This is a genomic window from Pseudonocardia sp. CA-142604 (assembly GCF_050948475.1).
GTDB classification, from domain to species: Bacteria; Actinomycetota; Actinomycetes; order Mycobacteriales; family Pseudonocardiaceae; genus Pseudonocardia; species Pseudonocardia alaniniphila.
The window spans coordinates 4,255,453-4,275,955 of sequence record NZ_CP192045.1 but is presented as its reverse complement, the minus strand read 5'-3'; the positions used below and the strand labels follow the sequence as shown (position 1 = coordinate 4,275,955).

The following is a 20,503-nucleotide window of genomic DNA, read 5'->3' as shown; positions in this document are numbered from 1 at the left end:
CCTACTTCGAAGCCGCGAGAACCTCTTGGTACTCCTGTGCGATCCGGTCGCCGCCCTGCGCCTTCCACGTCCGGACCGCGTCGTCCCAGGTCGACAGAGGCTGATTGCCCTTCATGATCTCCGCCTGGGCATCACCCATCGCCCGCTCGAGGGTGGCCCACTTCCGGCCCTCGGTCTCCGAGTAGAGGCCGAGGCTGGCGTTGGCCACCGAGGTCTCCATCATCGACTTCTCGATCTCGTACTGCTTCCTGACCGAATCGGCGATTCCGGGCGTGTACAACACCCGCGGCGGACACGCGATGTAAGGAAGCCCGAACCCGGTGAGCTCGGCCTTGCCGAGCGGTGTGATCACCGGATCGCCGCCCGCGCCGTCGGGGTTCCAGTGTGTGCCCCGCGAACCGAAATTGATGAAGCTGTACTCTTCCGAGCCGAACGGCGTGGCCAGATAGTTGGCAATCTCGAGCAGGGTCCTGATGCGCTCCGGTTCGCCCTGCTTGATGGCTGTAATACTGAATGCAGGTGTCCGCTGCCAGGCGCGGGCGTCCGTGCCCGCGGCGTACGGCACCGGCTTGGCGCCACCGATCCTCATCTTGTCGCTGATGCTCAGGTTGAAGAAGCGCGGCAGCGACGTGAGGCCCCCGGGGATCCCCATCACCGCACGCCCGATCGCCATGTTCGTCACGAAGTCGACCGTGGCACCGCTGAACGCCTCGGGGTGCACGTAGCCGTCCTTGACCAGGCCGGCACATACACTGATCGCTTCCTTGGTCCGTTCATCCACGTGGTAGCTCGTGAACGTTCCGTTGTTCTCCGACCACACGTTTCCGACGCCCATGCACTGGAGCACGTAGGCGAAGGTTCCGGCCGGCGCTTTGGCAGTCGGCTCCACCACGTGCGTGAGGGCCCACTGACTGTTCCTCGGGTCGTTGACCGCCTTGACGAGATCCAGGAACTCATCGAACGTCCCGAACGTCGTGCTGAGACCCTTGCCCTCGATGATGTCGTCGCGCGTGAAAAGGTAGTTCACCATCTTGTACGCGGCAATTGGAATCCCGTATATCCCACCGTTGTACATGACCGAGGTATCCCAGAAGTACCCTGGAATATTCGCAAGGAAGGGATAGTCCTTGACCTTGTCACCGGCCAGGAACGGCGCCAGATCCTGGAACTTCGCCTTCAGAAGGTCCGGGAAGGACGGCGGGTAGGTCTGGAACTGGACGAAGTCGGGAATGTCGTTGCCGGCCAGCACGGTGGGGAGCTTCGAACCGTAGTCCCCGGCCGGAACCTGCTGCATCTTCAGGTTCACGCCGAGCCGCTGGTTCACCTCCTGCCAGTAACGATTGTTCTCGACGCCGGGCACGATCGGGTCATAGGTGAGAACCATCGCGGTTACGTCACTGCCGTCGCCGGGCACGCCGTCAGTGAGCTTCCTGGGGTTACTCGGATACTTCAGGTAGGTGTCGGCCAGGCCGAAGTCGTTGCCCGGCAGGTCGGCCGGCGGCTTGTTCGCATACGGAACGTACGTCGGCGTGACTGCCCTGCCCTGGGAAGCCCCTCCAGGTGCCGACCCACCGCCACATGCCGACAGGAGCCCAGCCGCCCCCAGCATTGCGGCGCCCGTCAGACCGGCCCGCAGAAACGTTCGTCGATCCACCCCGTTGTGTATCGGCATTTGACGAATCCTCCAACCCTCAGAGATCAGAACGCGAAAGGCGTACTCCTTTTGCGGGCACGCCGATATCGGCCATAGCGCATAGCGCCGCGGCCGGGCCGAAGAGCAGTCATCAGACGGTAGTACGTATGACGTAAGACGGGATTTGATGTTCCACCGTGGACATCCGCGCTGTCAAGCGATCCTCGGGAAGACGCCGGCTGCGGCTGGCCGTCAGGGATGAGCGCAGGTTGCGTGGTCCTTGTCGCGGTACTCGAACGAGCCGCCTGGACCGCTCTCTGTCGCACCCAAGCCGGGGCGCGCGACGCCCGACGAGCTGGTACCAGGGACCGATGTGGCGCAGGACGCGGCGGCACCGGGGTTGGCCGGGCGGCGAAGACTCCGATTCAGCCGGAGGAGTCTTGGTGGAGCCCGCTGCCCTCGCCGTCGTGCCCCATCCCTTCCCCGCAGCCTGCCGAGTTGCCGGGCGTCAGGCCCCACGGCGCATGTCCTACGCGGCGGCCCATCACCGGCCTCTCCGCAGGTCGGACGGCATGTGCGAAGGCAGCCCCGCGCTTCCACGGCACGGAAGTCGCATAGCAGAGGCGGGCCGCCCGCAATTACCGTCAATCCGGACCGACGGTGCAGGGCCCCGCCGCCGGTACTCGGAAGCCGGACGCTGATCGCGGATCCGGCACCCGCCACTCACACCGTGCGGCAGCCCCATGTGCGCCGCGGCGACGGGAGGGACCCACGTTGTTCGAAGCCCTCATCGACCCCACGGCAGGTGCGACCCTGTCCGGCGGCGCCACCGCGCTCGCGCCCCGTCCCGCCGACTTGCACGGACGCACCGTGGGCCTGCTGGCCAACACCAAGCGCAACGCCGAGCAGTTCCTGGACGCGGTCGCCGACCTGCTCGCCGCCGAGCACGGCGCGAAGGACGTGGTGCGCCGCCGCAAGCTCAGCATCACCGACCCGGTGCCCGCCGACACACTCGCCGAGCTCGTCGCGGCGTGCGACGTGGTCGTCGTCGGGGTCGGTGACTGTGGCTCGTGCAGCGCCTCCGCCGTCGCCGACGGGCTGGCGCTCGAAGCCGCCGGGGTGCCGGCCGTCGTGATCTGCAGCGACGCGTTCACCGTGAGCGCCGACGCGATGGCCCGGCTGCAGGGCAGCCCGGGCTACGACTACATCACCACCGCGCACCCGGTGGCCCCGCTCGACGCCGACGGGATCCGCGAGCGGGCACGGCTCGCCCTGCCGGAGATCGTCGGGACGCTGACGACGGACGGCGCGGCGGCGGCGTGACTCTCGACTCGGCGCTGCAGCAGGACACCGAACGGCTGGACTACGCCCGCCGCGTCGTCGAGCACGCCTACGAGCAGGGCTGGACCGACGGACTGCCGGTCGTACCCGTGACGGCGGAGATGGTGGAGGAGTTCCTGGCCGCCACGCCCCGGGCCCGCACCGACATCGTCGCCGCGATGCCGAACCTCGACCGCGCGTGCACGGTGGAGCAGGCGGCGGTGAACGCCGCTATGGCCGGCTGCCTACCGGAGCACTTCCCGGTCGTCCTCGCGGCATGGGACGCGCTGATGGGCGAGCGGGTCGTCACCGGAGGCGCGTGGCAGAGCACGAGCGGGCCGGCGCCGCTGATCATCGTCAACGGCCCGGTCAGGGGCGAGCTCGGGATCAACTGCGCCGGTGGGGTGCTCGGTCCCGGGTTCCGGGCCAACGCCACGATCGCCAGGGCTGTCGGCCTCATCGTGCGCAACGTCCTTGGGGTGCGCCCGCAGGAGCTGGAGCAGGCCACGCAGGGCGTGCCCGGGCGGTGGTCGCTGTGCATCGGGGAGAACGAGGAGGAGAGCCCCTGGGACCCGCTCGCGGTGGAGCTGGGGCTCACGGCAGGCACGGACGCGGTGACGGCGCTGCTCCTGCGCACCTGCGAGTTCGTGGACAACCGGCACACCACGGTCGCCGAGGAGGTGCTGTGGGATCTGTGCGACACGGTCTCGCGCACCGGCGCGGCGATCGGGCGGCACTCCTCGGCGGGTCTCGTCCTCGGGGTGGAGCATGCCCAGTTGCTCGCCGGCGCCGGCTACACCAAAGCCGAGGTGCAGCAGTGGATGTACGACCACGCGGTGCGCAGCCATGCCGACCTGGAGCGTGCGGGCAAGGGCCTCGGCGGCATGGAGGGCCCGGGCATCGACGCGCACGGACTGCACATGCTCGCCGCGCCCGAACAACTGCTCGTCGTCGTGGCCGGGGCACGCAACGCCGCGATGTCGATGGTCGTGCGGCCCTTCGGGTTCGGGGGCTGGTCACGCACGGCACATCCGATCGACCGGGTCCGCACGGAAGGACCGACCTCGTGACGAACGACGAAACCGCCCTCGCCGGACTACGCGCCACCCTCGCCGCCGACGACTACGCCATGGAGATGCACCGGGACGACGCCGGCGTGCAGGTGCGGATCACCGCCGGGCCCGAGGCGTGCGCCGACTGCCTCGTGCCCAAGCCGATCATGCGCAGCATCCTGCACGGCGCCCTCGGCGTGTCGGAGGAGGCGATCGCGCTGGTCTACCCCGGCGACGAGCCCGGAGCGCGACCGTGACAGGCCGCGGCCCGGGAGGCGCCGGCCCGGGCCGTGACGCAAAGGACGCACCGCGGGACGCTCTGCGCGACTCGCCATTGCGGAGGCTGCTGCTTCTGCTGGAGTCGTTCGACCCGCAGCACGACGAGCTGACCCTCACCGAGCTGAGCAAACGTTCCGGGCTGCCGCTCACCACCACCCACCGCATGATCGGCGAACTGACGGCGGCGGGCGTGCTGGAACGCACGGCGACGGGCCGCTACCACGTGGGCCTGCGGCTGTGGGAGACCGCCGCGCTCGCCCCGCGGGCGCTCGGCATGCGTGAGACCGCGTTCCCCTTCCTCGAGGACCTCTTCCTGGCGACGCGGGAGAACGTCCTGCTCGCCGTGCGCGACGGGAACGAGATGGTGTTCGTCGAGCGGCTTTCCGCGCCGCGGGCGATACCGGTGCTGTCCTTCCTCGGCAGGCGCCGCTCGCTGCACGCGTCCAGCGCCGGTCTGGTGCTGCTCGCGTACGCGGAGCCGGAACTGCAGGAGCGGGTGTTCGCAGGCCCGCTGCGGCGCTACACCTCGCGGACGCTGGTCGATCCGACGGCGCTGCGCGCGGAGCTGGACCGCATCCGCCGGTGCGGGCACGCGATCTCCGAGGGCCACATGTCGCTCTCGGCGGTGTCCGTCGCCGCGCCGGTCAGGGACGAGACCGACACCGTCACCGCGTCCCTCACCGTCGTGCTCGCCGGGAGCAGCGCCGACGCACGCCGCCTCGTGCCGGCGGTGGTGGCCGCGGCCCGCGGAGTCTCCCGTGCCCTCGGTGCCCCGAGCGCGGGGCGCAGCCGCAGGCTCCGCGCGGGGCGCCGGCCGGTGGCGCCCTTCTGATCGTGGGTGCTGAGCGCGCCCACCTTCCCCTACTGACGTCGGACACCGCACGAGACGGGAGCACACGTGGAGATCTCGCTGGAGGGCAAGGTCGCCCTCGTCACCGGAGCAGGCCCCAACATCGGCAGCGGAATCGCGTTGGCCCTCGCGCGCTACGGCGCGACGGTGGCCTGCAACGACATCGATCCCGCCGCAGCCAAGGCCTGTGTGGACCGGATCGAGCGCAACGGCGGCCGGGCGATCGCGGTGCCGGGCGACGTCACCGACGAGCAACAGGTGATCGGTTACGTGCAGCGGGTGATCGACGAGCTCGGACAGATCGACATCCTGGTCAACAACGCCGCGCTGCTCGGTGGCAAGGGCGTGCTCGACGAGAGTGCGGAGTTCTTCTCCCGCGCCGTGCAGGTGGCGGCGATGGGAAACTTCCTCAACACCAAGTACGTCGGGCGGCACATGGCCGAGCGCGGCATCCGCGGCTCGATCGTCGCGATCTCCTCGTCGAACGGCTGGTCCGGGTCGGCCGGGGTCATCGCCTACGCCTTCCACAAGGGCGGGGTGAACAACTTCGTCCGGGCCGCGGCGATGGACCTCGCGCCGTACGGGATCCGCGTGAACAGCTACACGCCCACCGCCCCCACCCCGGACAACCCCACTCTGATCGCCGAGCGCGGCGCAGGCGGGGTCCTCGACCGGCCCCGGACCGGCATCGGCGGAGCCACGGGCGACGAGGAGTGGCGCAGGCCCTCACGGTGGACAGGCGAGCGGCCGCCGATGGCTCCGATGGGCAGCACCGGCACTCCCACGGACATCGGCCATTGTGTGGCGTGGCTGTCCTCGGATTACGCGCGGCTCATCACCGGCTGCGACCTCGTGGTCGACGGCGGCGCGCGGGCGAAGAACTTCGCCTATTTCCCCGGTCCCGCCGCCGACCTCGCCGGGCCGGTGCCGGTGATCCCGCTCGACGTGACAGGCGAGCTGGACCGCGAGCCGACGTAAGGCGCAGGCAGGACCTCAGAGGGCGGGCAGGGGTGGCTCTGAACCGAAGTACAGCCCGCCCGCCCATTCCCACACTCGCGTCTGACCCAGAATGTGCTGGACCAAGGTGTTCAGATCCCGCAGCTGGCGCTCCAACGGGCAACTTTTCTGAATGGCCGCGGTGCCGACCGTGTCCACCAGCAGCTGCACCGCAGTACGGCATGTCGTCACCGTGTGCACGAAGCAGCCGGCGAGCTGAGCTCTCAGCTCGAAGGACGGTTCGTCGCCTGCTTCGAGCGTGGCCCACAAGGTGTCGGCAGTGTCGTACGCGTAGCTGCGAGCCGCGCCGACCATGGCTCGGGCCCGGGCGATCCCGGCTCGGACGCGGGGTTCGTCCCTGGCCGGGATCATCTCGGGCATCGACACCTTGCCCGCGAGGATGCCGGTGGCCACGTCGCACGCTTCGAGGGCGACACCGAGCGGCACGCCCACGAAGTTGACCACGAACATCCCGCGCCAGGCGTAGAGGGTGCCGGACCGATGGTTCTGGCCGTATACCCAGGTGTTCTCGGCGGGCACGAACGCGTCGGTGATCGTGTAGTCGTGGCTGCCGCTTCCGGCCAGGCCGCCCGGGTTCCAGGTGTCCAGCACCTGCCATTGTGCCGCCGGCAGCATCGCTATCCGCTGTTCCGGCACGCCGTCGGCCGAGGTTCGAGGTGACCCCTTCTCGGTGACGCGAGCACCGCCCAGGATGACGTCAGCATGCGTCGAGCCGCTGCCGAACGACCATCGGCCCGACAACCGGTAGCCGCCGTCGCACACCTCGAGAGTGCCTGCCGGAACGACCCAGCCTGCCGTGACCGAATCGAGGTCGGGGTACAGCGACCGGGCGGTGGCATCGTCGATAAAGCTGCTGTAGTAGCCGCTGTCGGAGCCGATCATCGCGCACCAGCCGACCGACGCATCCGCTCGCGACAGCGTCTCGATGATCTCGATCTGGGTGCAGATGTCCAGCTCGGGCCCACCCCACGCCTCAGGCATCGACATCCGGAACACCCCGGTGGACCGAAGCGCGTCGACGACCGGTGCGGTCAGCCGGCGGGCGGCTTCCACCTCGGACGCGGACTCCCGCAGCAGTGGCCCGATCTCGCCGGCTTTCGCACGGATGGCGGCACCGTCCAACGCCGCTCGGCTGTCAGCTTTTGTCACTGCGCGATCCCCGATTGTGTCGAATCGTTTACTGTCGCTGGCAGGCCGGGCCGGATGCGAGGAATGCGCGATTTCTGTGGTTGACCCGGGCCGATCGGACAGGAGTCAATGATCGGCTTCCCGTGTCCATCTGCTCAAGGTAGCACTCCCGATACCACCGCGACGGCGCAAAAGCCGCGAGCGGAATGTGAACAATGGTCGGTCTACTGCTTGATCCATACGGCCTCGAACCAGGTGCCCGCTGTCATATAGCGGTAGACGCCGTTGACCGCCGCTCGGGTGATGTTGGACGAGTAGTTCCGGCTGTACCACCCGACGGCGAGGTCGCGGGCGGACAACAGCTCCACCTGCTGGTAGTCCTTCGTGCGCTGCGCCTCGTCGGTCGTGAGCATCGCGTCGTCGAGTAGCTGGTCCACCTCGGGGTTCGAGTACTTACCGTAGTTGCCGCTGCCGCCGCTGCGCAGCAGGTTGGCGACTGCCGGGTAGGGCGTGTCGATCGAGCCGAGGTACGTCGTGAGCTGGAAGTCGCCGCTCTGCATGACGGCCGAGGAGAACTGCGCGAGATCGTAGAGCTGGATGTCCACCTTCACGCCTATCGCCGCCATCTGCGCCTGGACGAACTCGGCGAACGAGGTGCGGCTGTTGGAGGTCTTGAACGTGAAGTCGGGATTCCCCCCGTCGGCCCGGTAGGCCTCGACGAGCTGCTTGGCCTTCTCCAGGTCGTACGCCGGCCAGGCATCCGAGGCCGCCTGCGTGTGGTATTGGCTGCTGGCATCGAAAAGACTATCCGCAGGGATCATCTGATTGCCGTACTGGCTGGCCGAGAGCGCCTTCAGATCGATGGCCCGGATGATGGCCTCACGCATCCGGCGATCGTCGAACGGCGCTCTGACGTGGTTGAACTGGAGGCGCTCCCCGCCGGAACCCGGCCCGTAGTAGACCTTGAGGTTCGGATCCCCGAGTGCGCGGCTCAGCTCCTGGTAGTAGCCGCCGTAGATGAAGTCGACATCGCCGTTCTTCATCGACGCGAACCTGGTCTCCGTGTCGGGGAGCGGCCGGAACTCGATGCCGTCGAGATACGGCAGCCCGTCCTGCCAGTAGTTCTGGTTGCGGGTGAACGTGATGCGGGAGTCCCTGACCCACTCGACGAGCGTGAAGGGCCCGACGCCGACGGGATGGGTACCGATGGCGTCGCCGTACTTCTGCAGGGCAGCGGGCGACACGATCATCCCGAGCGTTCCGGCCGAGTAGCTCAGCGCGAATACGGTCGGGAACTCGCCCATCGGCTGACCGAGCACGAATTCCACGGTCAGCGGGTCGACCACCCGCATCGAACTGATCCGCTCGGCGAACCGGTGCGCGGGCGACGCAACGGTGTCGATGTGCCGCTGCACGTTGAGCACCACAGCGTTGGCATCGAGATCGGTGCCGTCCTGGAACTTCACGCCGGGACGCAGTCCCATCAGCCAGGTGAGGCCGTTGTCGGGGCTCTCCATGGACTTCGCCACGAAGGGCTCGGTCCTGCCGTCCGGCGTCAGTCTCAGCAACGAGTCGTAGACCACGGACGCGGCCTGGTTGGCGTTCGGGACCACGGGGTCGAAGCTGACCGCATCGCGGTCCATCCCGACCCGCAGCGTCCCGCCGCGCTGCGGTTCGCCCTCGGCCGCACGGTCACCGCCGTAGGGGCTCACCGCTCTGAGCGTCTGGACACCGGAAGCGTTGCCCTGGGCCTGCACCGCGCCGCAGGAGGCCACCAGCGCAGCCAGGCCGATGACCGTCACGAACGTGACCAGCGCGCGCCGATACCGCCGTGGAATTCGAATCACTGAGTGCTCCTCCGGATCGACGCCCGCTCTCACCGGTATTTCTCGCGGCGGATCGTTCCTCGCCGGCGCCGGCCTCGAACGTTGTCGTGGCCGGCGCCGGTGGGGGGCGGGGTTCTGCAGTTCAGGCCGGTTCGCTCAGCGATCCAGCCACGTCGTTGCGTAGAACATGTCGCGCGAGACGTATCGGACGACACCCTTGACGTCCGGTTTCGCGATCGTCGACAGGTATCCACGGCTGTACCAACCCACGATCAGGTCCTGGTTGGCCAGCAGTTCGATCTGTTGGTAGAGCCGCGTTCGCTCTGCTTTGTCACTGGTGCTCAGCGCCTGGTTCAGCAGCTTGTCCATCTCCGGGTTGGAGTACCGGCCGTAGTTGCCGGGTCCGTCGGAACTGAACAGTCGCATCGTCGACGGATACGGCGACTCCCAGGGCCCGCCCACCCAGCTGGTCAGCTGGAAGTCGTTGCTCTGGACGACCGCCGAGGAGAACTGGGCCAGGTCGTAGAACTTCAGGTCGACGGTGATGCCGATCGCCGCCATCTGGGCCTGGATGAACTCACCGAACGCGACCCGGTTGGGAGCGTTCGACGTCTTGAACGTGAAGTTGGGGTTGCCGCCCGACGCGCGGTACTCCTCGACGAGCGCCTTCGCCTTCTCCAGGTCGAACGCGGGCCACGCGTCCGAGGCAGCTTGGGTGTGGTACTCGCTGCTCTCGCCGAAAACGCTCTTCGCCGGCTGCAACTGGTTGTCGTACTGGCTCACGCTCAGCGCGTTCACGTTGATCGCCCGAACGATCGCCTCGCGCATCCGGCGGTCGTCGAACGGAGCCCTGGCGAAGTTGAAGTACACCCACTCGGCCCCGTTGGCCGAGCCGTAGTACGTCGTGAGATTCGGGTCGGCCATTCCGCGCGAGAGCTCGGTGATGTAGCCACCGAAGATCAGGTCGACGTCACCGTTGACGATCGACGCCCACCGCGACTCGGTGTCCGGCAGCGGACGGAACTCCATCCCGTCGAGATACGGCAAGCCCTGCTGCCAGTAGTTCGGGTTGCGCGCCATCACCAGCCTGCTGTCACGCACCCAGCTGACGAACGTGAAGGGGCCGGCCCCCACCGGGTTGTTGCCGATCTGGTCCCCGTACTTCTCGAGCGCTGCGGGAGAGACCACGAAGGCGAGGCTGCCGGTACCGAACGGCTGCGCGAACCCGCTGGCGAAATCGCCCGTCGGCTCGGTGAGGTCGAACTCCACCGTCGTGGCGTCGACGGCCCGCATGGACTTGATCCGCTCAGTGAGCTGATGGCCGGGCGAGGACACCTTGTCGATGTGGCGCTGCGTGTTGATGATCACCGCGTTCGCGTCGAACGGGGTGCCGTCGGAGAAGGTGACGCCGGGGGTGAGCGTCATCTTCCAGGTGAGCCCGTTGTCGGGCGACTCCATCGACTTGGCGAGGTAAGGCTCGATCGTGCCTTCCGGGCCGAGCTTGAGGAGATAGTCGTAGATGGCGGACGCCGCCTGGTTCGCGTTCTGGACGGTCGGATCGAAACTGACGATCTCCCGGTCCATTCCCAGAAGTAATGTGCCACCCCTCTTCGGGGTGCCTTCCGTGGCCGGATCGCCACCGTAGGGGTTGATCGTCCGGACCGTGGAACCTGTGGTCGGCGGCGCACTTTCCGCCGCGCCACAAGAAACCATCAATGCGCCGCACACGACCGTCGCGAGAACAGCGACAATTCTCGAGGTGAAATTCTGCAACCGCATCGTACTCAACTCCCCATTGAGTTCGAGCGACCGGTCGCCGTGCCGTCCGTTCCGAGAGTTCGGACGCAAGCAGACACGGCGACAGCCGCCCGGGACCGCGGCACGGACCTGCACACAGCCCGGAAATCGGGTGTGCGCAGGTCCTGCCCGGCCGAGTGATCATCGGTGGACGCAGCGCGTCCGTGCATTGCAGACTGCTGCCGGGACCCGCTCTGGTCCCGACGTGACGAATGCGATCAGGAGCCCGCGACAGGATGGCGGTCGGCCGCCCAGTCGGTGTCCATCTCCTTCACCAGAGGGTCGTCGTTGGAACCGAGAATCCGCCAGTCCTCGCCCGGCTCGAGGATCTTCTCCGCCGAACGGACCTCCCGGTAGTCGTGCTCGTCGGAGGTGGCCGGCGCTTCGCCGCCCTCCTGCAGTCCCTTCGCTGCGGCGATCAGCAGCCGGCGCATCCGGATGATCGCCTTGTCGGAGGTGCCCAGGCGCTCCTGGGTGCGGTCGTAGATCGCGCCCATCGACTCGGTGACCATCAGGTCCTGGCTGGCGAACTCGGCGACGCCGGAGTACGTGAGGTTGCGCTGCTCGTCGCGGTCGATGCCGTAGTCGTTCTCGGCGGTGTACTCACGCGGCACGATGCCGTTGCCGCTGACCTCCGCGCGGGCCAGCTTGAACGGGGCCACCGCGAACAGGTTCGCCCCGCCCACGCCGCGAGAGTTGTCGATCACGCGGGTGGTGAAGCTGTAACGCCAGCAGTTCTCGTCGTCGATCGGCACGAACATCCCGAGGCGGACACCGAACGGAACGGTCGCGACAGCGGTGTGGTAGGGGTAGCAGAACGCGGTCATCCGGACGTGGGTGAACCCATTGGGGGTGGTGCGGATGCCGGCGTACTTGAAGCCGTACCAGGTGTCCTCGACCTCCAGGCGCGGCGCCCGGTCGTGGCGCCAGAACTTCCAGGACATCGCATTGGACGGGTAACCGGGCTTGTCGCTGCCGTCGTCGGGGATCTGGTCGACGCCGTTGAACTGGTGCAGCCAGGAGACGTGCGAGGTGTCGATGTTGCCCTCCATCGCCTGCACCCAGTTGCACGTGGTGTGCATCTTCGAGGCGGCGACGTGCTCCGGCGCGAGGCTCTCGGTGCCGAAATCCCGGAACGGGGTGATCTTGTCCGGTGGGCCCATGTAGGTCCACACGATCCCACCCGACTCGTGTGTCGGATAGGACTTCAGCGTCACCTTGTCCTTGAAGACGCTGTTCGGTGGCTCGCTGGGCATGTCGACGCACGCGCCGTCGGCGTCGAACTTCCAGCCGTGGTACGGGCAGCGCAGCCCGCACTCCTCGTTGCGTCCGAAGTAGAGCGACGCGCCACGGTGCGGGCAGTTCTCCCCCACCAGGCCGACCCGGCCGTTGGTGTCGCGGAACGCCACGAGGTTCTCACCCAACAGCCGGACCCGTACCGGGTCACCGTCGGGTGTGGGCGCCTCGCTGACGAGGAGCGCCGGCGTCCAGTAGCGGCGCAGCAGATCGCCCATCGGGGTTCCGGGCCCCACCCTGGTCAACAGCTCATTGTCCTCGGTTGACAGCATTGTCCTCCTCTTTCCGGCTTCTCAGGCTGCTCGATCGAACCGCAGCAACGAGGTTGCGACCCGGTCTCGATGGAGCTCGTCGCAGCCGTCGGGGGAAATGTCGATACAGCAGCAACGCACCGGCCCCGGTCGTTGCTCATCCCCCGGCATCACCAATCAGTCACCCCGACATCGTCGTGTTTCGGTCCCGCCCCATGCCTACGAGGCAATACGCACCCGGGACCCTCGCGGTCGACCCCTCTCGCCGCGAGACCCATTCGTGCGCCGCCCAGGCCACCCGAATGTGTGATCAGCACCATAACTCTCGACGCCCGGAGTGGCAACCAGATTGTTAACAATCTCGTCACCGAGATGATCAACTGAGTGGGATCATGAGCCGGGACGATCGGACGCCGGGGCCACCGCAAGCCTGGTCAGGCTCCGTGGCTCCGTGCGGCGGGGCGCAGCGATGGTCCAGCGGATGGGCCGTCCGGGCCGCGGCGAGTCGCCCGAATCCCGAGCACAGGTGACGAAGATCGCCGCGAGATCCGGCTACGCGCCCTCCCCGGGGCGAACGAGCACATCTCACGCCGATCTTGCCGCCAGTACCCGCGAGTCCCGATCGTCGATCATCGTCGGAGCTCGAACCGGGGGTGATCAGCTGACCCGCCGATCGCCGAGCATCGTCGGGCCGGTCAGGTGGCCGGTGTCTCGACGAGGGCCGGGGCCGGCGCCTTGCGGAAGTGGGGAATCACCTCACTGGCGAAGATCTCGGTGTTCCGCCGGGTGAGCTCGGCAGACATGTCGCCGATGGCCAGCAGGACCATCATCTGGCCGAATCCGAGTTCCTCACGGAACTCCTCGATGCGGTTGCGGACGGACTCGGGTCCGCCCACGATGACCAGCCCCTGCTCCACGAGTTCCTCGAAGCTCGTGTCGCCGTAGGAGCCCGTGCGCGACCTCAGCAGGCCGCGAAGGGCCTGCGGCGACATGTACCCGGGCGGGAAGACCAACGGGCTGCTCTGCCGGAGTCCGCGCTTGAACAGCCATTCGACGTGCTGCTTCGCCTCACGATGCGCGGAGGCATCGTTCTCTCCCACGAACACCGGGATGGCCAAGGCGACGTTCTCGGGGTCTGGCTCGTAGCCGAGATCGGCAGCAGCCTTGCGGTAGCCGTCGAACCACGTCTTGACCACGCTGATCGGGGCGTAGACGGAGACGTACATGTACCGGTTCTCGGCGACCCAGCGCATCGTCTCCGGGCTACCCGCACCCGGAACCGCGATCGGCGGGTGCGGAGACTGCAGGGGCCGCGGCCACACGTTCACATAGCGGTACTCGTAGTGCTCGCCGATCCACTCGAAGGGGCCCTCCGTGGTCCACGCCTTCTTGATCAGGTCGTGCGCCTCGTTGAACCGGGACCGGGACTCGGCCGGGCTGACGCTGTGCGCGAAGTGCTCCCACCCGATACCGCGAACGAACCCGGACACCAATCGGCCGTTGGTGAGGTGGTCGAGCATCGCGATCTCCTCGGCCACCCGCAGCGGGTTTCCCCGAATCGGGAGCGCGTTGCCGAGCACCAAGATCCTCGATCGGCTGGTCCTGCGCGAAAGGGCCGCTGCCATGATGTTCGGGGAGGGCATCATCCCGTAGGCGGACTGGTGGTGTTCGTTCACCACGACACCGTCGTAGCCGAGTTGGTCGGCGTACTCCAGCTCGTCGAGATAGCGGTGGTAGAGCTCCACGCCCTTCGCCGGATCGAAGTGCCCGTTGGAGAACGTCAGTGACGGCGACGGGTACTTCTCGACATCGTCGAAGTCGTCCGGTAGGTAGGGATAGGGCATGAGGTGGAAGAAGTTGAATTTCATGTCACAATCCTCGAAATAGAATATTCAGTCAGCAATGAAGGTGGCCACGGCTGCGGCGAGCTCTGCCGGCCGTTCACCGTGGAGCGCGTGCCCACAGTCGGGGATCACCACCAGCTCGGCGTCGGGGATCGCAGCCGCGTAGCGCTCACAGTGCAGGCGCGGAACGATCCGGTCCTCCGCGGCGGCGATGATCCGGGTCGGTGCGCTCACTCGCCTCAGACGGCGTTCCAGCTTCGGATTGTTGAGAAACGGCCTCCACCCGAACCGGGCGAGTGCGCCGAGGTCGCGGTAGCTCTGCATGACCTGCTCGACCGTCGGCTCGGCCGCAAGGGCGCCGGCGACGAGCACCGGATCATGGAAGAGCGCCGGCACGAGTTGGTCGGGCGTCATGATGAACAGATCGGCGACCGGTGCTTGCGGAACGCGCAGACCAACTGGGCCCAGGAGCACGAGCCGGCGGACGCGCTCGGGCGAATGCACGGCGAGCTCTGCAGCGAGCCACCCTCCGAAGGACGCTCCGACCAGATCAACCTGGTCGAGGCCGAGGAGATCGAGCAGATCGAGGTAGTGGTAGACGAGGTCGTCGACCGTCGTGAGCTCGGCGAGATCATCCGACGCGCCGAACCCGGGATGATCCGGAGCGAGGACGTCCGCGCGCTCACTGAGGTGTTGGTGGAAGGGCGCCCACTCCCCTGCGCCGCCCGCGGCGTGCAGGAACAGAGTCGGCCGGCCCTCGCCTGCGCGGAAGAGACTGATCGAGCCGCTGCCCATCGTCACGCGTTGGGCCGCGACCGCGGCGGGCTGGAGGGCTCTGGACATGCATCCTCCCGGTGGGGATGAACTGTGTGCCCACGCCGCCACGGCGGAGGCTCCCGCTGTGCTGGTCGTCGGTTCCCGGCACTTCGCAGGCTATGGAGGCCGCGTGGTCGTCGGCGATCCCATTCCCGCGCGAGTTGTAGCCAGTTCCTGCACCGAGCACGCCTGACGACCCCTTGACTTCCCCCCACCCGCAAGCCATGCTGGGAATAAGCGGACAATCGTCCGCCAGGCGGTTCCATAGCGGACCAGTTCCGGAGTCGATGATGACAACGGCGCAATTCCCCGACGAAACCGACTATCAGATCGGCACTGCCCAGGGTTTCTGCTCCTCGAACCCGGGCGAGGTTGAAATTCGTACCGAAGAACTTCTTCGATGCGATCATCAGATGACCGTGCTCGCCGGGCAGGCACCCTTTCGCGCCCGCGTGGCGTATTCGGCCCTGGACGGCTTCAGCCTGATGGCCACGAGCTACGGCCCGCCGATCGAGATCGTCTGTGTTCCGCCGATCCCATGGGTGACCATCAGCTTCCACTCCGGCGGCGAGTCGGTCTTCACCCACAGCGACGGCCGCAGCACCCGGGTAGGCGGCTCCCGCGCCGCGATCCTCACCTACGAACACGGAGTGCGGATGCGCAGGCCCGCCGGGGTCCGCGCCCTGATGGTCGCGGTGCCGAAGGCGCGAGTGGAGCGATACCTCGAGCGGATCCTGCAGCGCGCGCTGGACGAGCCGTTGCGCTTCGAGTCCTCCGTGGACCTCGACGGAGACGGGCGGGGTATCGCCGGCGCCGTCGCAACCGCCCGCCGGGTGCTCGCGAGGTACGCACCCGATGTGCCGCCGCCGCTCGTGGCCGCCGAACTCGAACACAGCATCCTGTCGTCGCTGCTGTTCGGACAGCAGCACAACTACATGGACGCGATGCTGAGCCCGTCGCCGCCGCCGTCGTCGCGGGTGGTCGAACGGGTTCTCGACCTGGTCCACTCCGCGTGGGAAACGCCGCTGACGGTGGCCGACCTGGCCGATGTCGCGGGAGTGAGCGAACGCTCGCTGTACACGGCATTCCAGCAACAGCTCGGGGCCTCACCGATGGCGTATGTCCGACGCCACCGGCTCGAGCGCACGCATGACGAACTGCTCGATGCGGCGCCGAACGGGCGGACGACCGTCACCGGCGTCGCACTGCGCAATGGATTCACTCACGCGGGACGCTTCGCTGCCGCTTACCGACGCCGATTCGGGGAGTCTCCGTCCGAGACGCTTCGACGCTGACCTGTCTCACATTGCGTGTTCCGAGGCGACGGACGCATGTCCGATGACCGGACGGCCGTGTGCTGGACCTCGACGAGGAGTTGCGATGTTGCGGTGGCCATCGGCTCTCCGGTGGTGTGGTGCCCTGCTGGCCGTGGCCGCGCTCGTGCTCACTGCGTGCGGCGCGCCGCAGGCCGACGAGACCGCCCGCCCCACCATCACGTCCACCAAGCCCTACGGCGGTGACCCCGCCACCGAGGGCACCCCGAAGAGGGGTGGCACCGCACGCATCGGCATGGACCGCGAGGCGGTCAGCTTCGACACGACGGTCCAGAACACCAACTCCGCCGCGTTCGCCGTCTACGACACTCTGCTGAAGGTCAACCCGCAAGGCGTCGCCGAGCCGTACATGGCCAAGTCCATGGACACCCCGGACGGCGGCCTCACGTGGAGGCTCGGGCTGCGCGAGGGCGTCATGTTCACCGACGGCACCCCGCTCGACGCCGAGGCAGTGCGCATCAACATCCAACGCCACATCGACAAGGTCACCTCGCCCGCGCATGCCCTGGCCGTCCGCATCGCGGCGATGCGTGTCGTCGACCCGCTCACCCTGGAGATCGCGCTCACAGAACCCTTCGGGGTGTTCCCGCTGATGTTCGCCCAGCCCATCAGCACCGGGTCCCTCGGTGTGATCATCTCCCCCGCCGCGCTGCAGAAGTACGGGGCGGACATCGGCTCCCATCCCGTCGGTGCCGGACCGTTCATGTTCGTCGAGTGGATCCGCGACTCGCGCATCGTGCTCGAGCGCAACCCGAACTACTGGCAGAAGGGCCTGCCGTATCTCGACAAGCTCGAGTTCCGTCCGCTGTCGGACACGGAGAGCCGCTACGCCTCCATCCAGAACGGCGACGTCGACATCATCTACGGCGCATTCAACGAGGAGCTCGTGCGCGCCGTACAGGACGAGAACCTGACCGTCTACTACGGCGAGCAGAACGGCGGCGAGCTCCTGTACTTCAACTTCAACCGCCCGCCGTTCGACGACAGGCGCATGCGCGAGGCCGTGGTCCGCGCGATCGATCTCAAAGCGCTTTCCGCTGTCCACTACGGCAACCAGATCGTCCCGGCCGACAGCCTGTTCACCGCCGCAAGCCCCTACCACGACGACGCGGCGTCGACACTGTGGCCGACGCACGACCCCGCGCGGGCGAAACAGCTCGTCGACGAGTACCGGGCGTCCGGGGGCAACCCCGACTTCGTCCTGAAGACGGTCAACACCTGGCTCGACTTCGCCGCGTTCATCCAGGCACAGATGGCCGCGGTCGGGATCACCGTGAAGGTCGAGGTCTACGACCTGGCGCAGTACGCCTCGCAGGTGGTGCAGAGCGGGGACTTCGATCTGTCGACCACGGTCGGGTCGTTCGACAACCCGTACCCGGGCGCGGTGCGGCTGCTGAGCTCCACCGGCAACCAGAACTACGGCAAGTACAACAACCCGCAGGTCGACGACCTGCTCGACCAGGCCGCCGGCACCGTCGACGAGACGCAGCGGCAGGCCGACTACCGCGAGGTCGAGAAGATCGTCAACGAGGACCTGGTGTTCTGCTGGCTCAGCCGCGGATTCGTCTCGACGATCACCCGCAACGACGTGAAGGGCGTCGTCCGCTACCTGTTCCGCGACATGTACTTCGCCACGCTGTGGCTCGACCGGTGACCGCGGTCGGCCCGGGCGGGCGCCGACACGGGAGTTCGACGATGACCCACACACTTGTGCCCGCCACGGAAGCGGACGGCCGGATCACCGCGCTGCTGGCCGCCGTCCGCCTGCAGCGTCCGGCCTTCGAGGGAGCGGCCCTGCGCGCCGAGGAGGAGCGCACGCTCCCTGCGGACATCGTCGCGATGATGCGCGACCTCGGCCTGTTCTGGCTCAAGACCCCGACCGAGCTCGGGGGGAGCGAGATCGACCCGATCTCGTTCTGCGACGTCCTGGAGGAGATCGCCTACTACGACGCCTCGGCGGGCTGGGCGGCGATGATCGGGAACGGTACCACCGGCTGCATCGCGGCCTGGCTGGCCGACGAGGGGATCGCCGAGATCTTCACCGACGGCCCGCTGCCGATCATGGCGGGCCAGTTCACGCCGCGCGGGTCGGCGACAGCGGACGGCGACGGCTTCCGCGTGTCGGGCCGCTGGAGCTTCTCCAGCGGCATCCTCCACTCGTCGTGGCTGGTCGGTGGCTGCCGCATCGACGGCACCGACGAGCTCGTGCTCGCCGTGGTGCCCAAGAGCGAGGCCACGGTGCACGACACCTGGCACGTCGCCGGCCTGCAGGGCACGGGGAGCCACGACTTCTCGCTCACCGACGTCCACGTCCCGGCGGCGCGCATCTGCCGCTGGTTCGGAGCTGCGCCGAAGCGGGGCGGGTTGCTCTTCCGGCAACCGCAGCTGCTCTTCCTCGCCAACGAGCTGAGCCCTGTCGCCGTCGGCATCGCCCGCCGCGCGGTCGACGACATGTACGAGATGGCCGCGGCCACCGCGCGCGGGCCCCGCGGGTCGGTTCTCGCCGATCGCCTCGCGTTCCAGAAGGACATCAGCGTGGCGGAGAGCCGGGTCCGCGCGATGCAGCTGCTCTACCGCGACGCCGTGGCACAGGGCTGGGAGATCGCGCGCACCGGCGCGGACGCCTCGGACGTGCTGGTCACGCGGCTGCGCGCCCAGCACACGCTGATCGTCGAGGAGTGCCTGGATGTGGTCTCGCGGATCTTCCGATACGGCGGCGGGCGCGCCCTCTCGCTGAAGAACCCGATGCAGCGCCACCTGCGCAACCTGACCGCCGCGATGCAGCACGTCTACATCTCCGACGAGAACTACGAGGTCGCCGGCCGGGCCCGGATCGCCGAGGTCGCGGCGGGGCGCCCGTGAGCACGGCGAGCTGCGACACCAGCGCCGTCCCGTTCGGTGACGACCACGGGGACCTCGACTTCTCCCCCATGTTCACGCCGGTCACGGTCCGCGGAATGACGCTCGCCAACCGTTTCGTCCTGCCCGCGATGCAACGCAAGTGGTGCGCGAACGGCGAGCCGATGCCCCAGCTCATCGAGTACTACCGGCGCCGGGTCCTCGGCGGCAGCGCGCTCGTGATCACCGAGGCCTGCGCCGTCGACCACCCGACGGCCACACAGGTGCCGCACTACGGGTGGATATCCGAGGCCACCCGCGACGCCTGGGCCGACGGCGTGCGGCGGGTCCGCTCGGCGGGCGGGCACATGTTCGTCCAGCTCTTCCACGAGGGTGCGTGCCGCTCGGAGGGCGGGGACGGGCCCCTCTCCGCGTACCCGACGCTCAGTCCGTCCGGGCTGGAGCACCCGGACGTGCCGAGGGGGCGCGCCGCGACGGGCCGGGAACTGGAGGAGATCAAGGACGCGTTCGTGCGCGGCGCCCGCATCACGAAGGAGATCGGCGCGTCCGGCGTCGAGGTGCACGCCTGCCACGGCTACCTGCTCGACCAGTTCCTCTGGGCCGGCACCAACCGGCGCACCGACGGGTACGGCGGACCGGACATCCGCGACCGCGTGCGGTTCCCGGCCGAGATCGTCGCGGCGATCCGTGACGCCGTCGGCCCCGGCTTCCCGATCTCACTGCGGTTCTCGCAATGGAAGGAGATCGACTACGGCGCGCGCATCGCCGAGACGCCCGGTGAGCTGGAGCTGATGCTCGGGATCCTGCGCGACGCGGGCGTGGACATGTTCCACGCCTCGGCCCGCCGGTTCTGGATCCCCGAATGGCCCGGCTCCGAGCTCGGCATCGCGGGCTGGACGAAGAAGCTCACCGATGCGGTGGTGGTCGGGGTCGGCAGCGTGGGCTACGACCTCGACGTCATGGAGAGCCTGCGCACGCAGAAGGAGGCGAACTCCACCGGGCGGGCGGGGCTCGCCGAACTGCTGCGCCGCTTCACGGCGGGCGAGTTCGACCTCATGTCCGTCGGACGCGGGCAGATCGCCGACGCCGAGTGGGTGCACAAGGTCCGCGAGGGCCGGTTCTCGGACATCCGCCCGTTCGTCCGTGCCGACGTCCGGTCGCAGGCCGAGCCCTGACCCAACCCCCTGCATCGGTTGACGCA

At 68.1% G+C, this 20,503-nt stretch carries 16 protein-coding genes; 9 read left to right on the top strand and 7 right to left on the bottom strand.

Annotation, left to right across the window (positions count from 1 at the left end):
• Position 1: 1 nt before the first annotated feature.
• On the bottom strand, positions 2 to 1,672 hold the full coding sequence (locus tag ACQPZQ_RS19365; protein ID WP_433297744.1) for an extracellular solute-binding protein: 1,671 nt from the start codon (positions 1,670 to 1,672) through the stop codon (positions 2 to 4).
• Positions 1,673 to 2,407: 735 nt separating this feature from the next.
• Here ACQPZQ_RS19365 and ACQPZQ_RS19360 point away from each other — a divergent pair.
• The 5 genes from ACQPZQ_RS19360 (at position 2,408) to ACQPZQ_RS19340 (ending at position 6,112) form a co-directional block, all read left to right on the top strand.
• Positions 2,408 to 2,956 (top strand): UGSC family (seleno)protein, encoded by a 549-nt coding sequence (locus tag ACQPZQ_RS19360; protein ID WP_433297741.1) that lies wholly within the window; start codon positions 2,408 to 2,410, stop codon positions 2,954 to 2,956.
• Positions 2,953 to 4,023 (top strand): hypothetical protein, encoded by a 1,071-nt coding sequence (locus ACQPZQ_RS19355; protein ID WP_433297738.1) that lies wholly within the window; start codon positions 2,953 to 2,955, stop codon positions 4,021 to 4,023. Before ACQPZQ_RS19360 ends, ACQPZQ_RS19355 begins: the two co-directional genes overlap by 4 nt.
• Positions 4,020 to 4,262 (top strand): hypothetical protein, encoded by a 243-nt coding sequence (locus tag ACQPZQ_RS19350; protein ID WP_433297736.1) that lies wholly within the window; start codon positions 4,020 to 4,022, stop codon positions 4,260 to 4,262. The genes ACQPZQ_RS19355 and ACQPZQ_RS19350 overlap by 4 nt, the downstream gene beginning before the upstream one ends.
• On the top strand, positions 4,259 to 5,116 hold the full coding sequence (locus tag ACQPZQ_RS19345; protein WP_433297733.1) for an IclR family transcriptional regulator: 858 nt from the start codon (positions 4,259 to 4,261) through the stop codon (positions 5,114 to 5,116). Before ACQPZQ_RS19350 ends, ACQPZQ_RS19345 begins: the two co-directional genes overlap by 4 nt.
• A gap of 66 nt (positions 5,117 to 5,182) precedes the next feature.
• A complete protein-coding gene (locus tag ACQPZQ_RS19340; protein ID WP_433297731.1) occupies positions 5,183 to 6,112 on the top strand; it encodes an SDR family NAD(P)-dependent oxidoreductase in 930 nt (309 codons plus the stop codon).
• Between the two features lie 15 nt (positions 6,113 to 6,127).
• Here the strand turns inward: ACQPZQ_RS19340 and ACQPZQ_RS19335 are convergent, their stop codons facing one another.
• The 6 genes from ACQPZQ_RS19335 to ACQPZQ_RS19310 form a co-directional block, all read right to left on the bottom strand.
• Positions 6,128 to 7,300 carry an acyl-CoA dehydrogenase family protein gene (locus ACQPZQ_RS19335; RefSeq protein ID WP_433297729.1) on the bottom strand — a complete coding sequence of 391 codons (1,173 nt, stop codon included), beginning with the start codon at positions 7,298 to 7,300 and terminating at the stop codon, positions 6,128 to 6,130.
• Positions 7,301 to 7,503: 203 nt separating this feature from the next.
• Positions 7,504 to 9,126 carry an ABC transporter substrate-binding protein gene (locus tag ACQPZQ_RS19330; protein WP_433297727.1) on the bottom strand — a complete coding sequence of 541 codons (1,623 nt, stop codon included), beginning with the start codon at positions 9,124 to 9,126 and terminating at the stop codon, positions 7,504 to 7,506.
• Between the two features lie 135 nt (positions 9,127 to 9,261).
• Positions 9,262 to 10,884: an ABC transporter substrate-binding protein gene (locus tag ACQPZQ_RS19325; RefSeq protein WP_433297724.1), complete on the bottom strand. Its 1,623-nt coding sequence runs from the start codon at positions 10,882 to 10,884 to the stop codon at positions 9,262 to 9,264.
• 236 nt (positions 10,885 to 11,120) lie between these two features.
• The gene (locus ACQPZQ_RS19320) at positions 11,121 to 12,470 is read right to left on the bottom strand and encodes a Rieske 2Fe-2S domain-containing protein (RefSeq protein ID WP_433297721.1); all 1,350 of its coding nucleotides are present in this window, start codon (positions 12,468 to 12,470) and stop codon (positions 11,121 to 11,123) included.
• Positions 12,471 to 13,144: 674 nt separating this feature from the next.
• Entirely contained in the window at positions 13,145 to 14,317 is a 1,173-nt protein-coding gene (locus ACQPZQ_RS19315; protein WP_433297719.1) for an LLM class flavin-dependent oxidoreductase, read from the bottom strand.
• Positions 14,318 to 14,341: 24 nt separating this feature from the next.
• Positions 14,342 to 15,136: an alpha/beta fold hydrolase gene (locus tag ACQPZQ_RS19310; RefSeq protein WP_433297717.1), complete on the bottom strand. Its 795-nt coding sequence runs from the start codon at positions 15,134 to 15,136 to the stop codon at positions 14,342 to 14,344.
• Between the two features lie 386 nt (positions 15,137 to 15,522).
• Here ACQPZQ_RS19310 and ACQPZQ_RS19305 point away from each other — a divergent pair, with 386 nt between their 5' ends.
• The 4 genes from ACQPZQ_RS19305 to ACQPZQ_RS19290 all read left to right on the top strand — a co-directional run bounded on the left by ACQPZQ_RS19305 (position 15,523) and on the right by ACQPZQ_RS19290 (position 20,477).
• A complete protein-coding gene (locus tag ACQPZQ_RS19305; RefSeq protein ID WP_433297715.1) occupies positions 15,523 to 16,404 on the top strand; it encodes an AraC family transcriptional regulator in 882 nt (293 codons plus the stop codon).
• An 85-nt stretch (positions 16,405 to 16,489) separates the two neighbouring features.
• A complete protein-coding gene (locus ACQPZQ_RS19300; protein ID WP_433297713.1) occupies positions 16,490 to 18,097 on the top strand; it encodes an ABC transporter substrate-binding protein in 1,608 nt (535 codons plus the stop codon).
• Between the two features lie 41 nt (positions 18,098 to 18,138).
• Positions 18,139 to 19,305 (top strand): acyl-CoA dehydrogenase family protein, encoded by a 1,167-nt coding sequence (locus ACQPZQ_RS19295; RefSeq protein WP_433297711.1) that lies wholly within the window; start codon positions 18,139 to 18,141, stop codon positions 19,303 to 19,305.
• Entirely contained in the window at positions 19,302 to 20,477 is a 1,176-nt protein-coding gene (locus ACQPZQ_RS19290; RefSeq protein ID WP_433297709.1) for a 12-oxophytodienoate reductase, read from the top strand. The genes ACQPZQ_RS19295 and ACQPZQ_RS19290 overlap by 4 nt, the downstream gene beginning before the upstream one ends.
• The last annotated feature ends 26 nt before the right edge of the window (positions 20,478 to 20,503 follow it).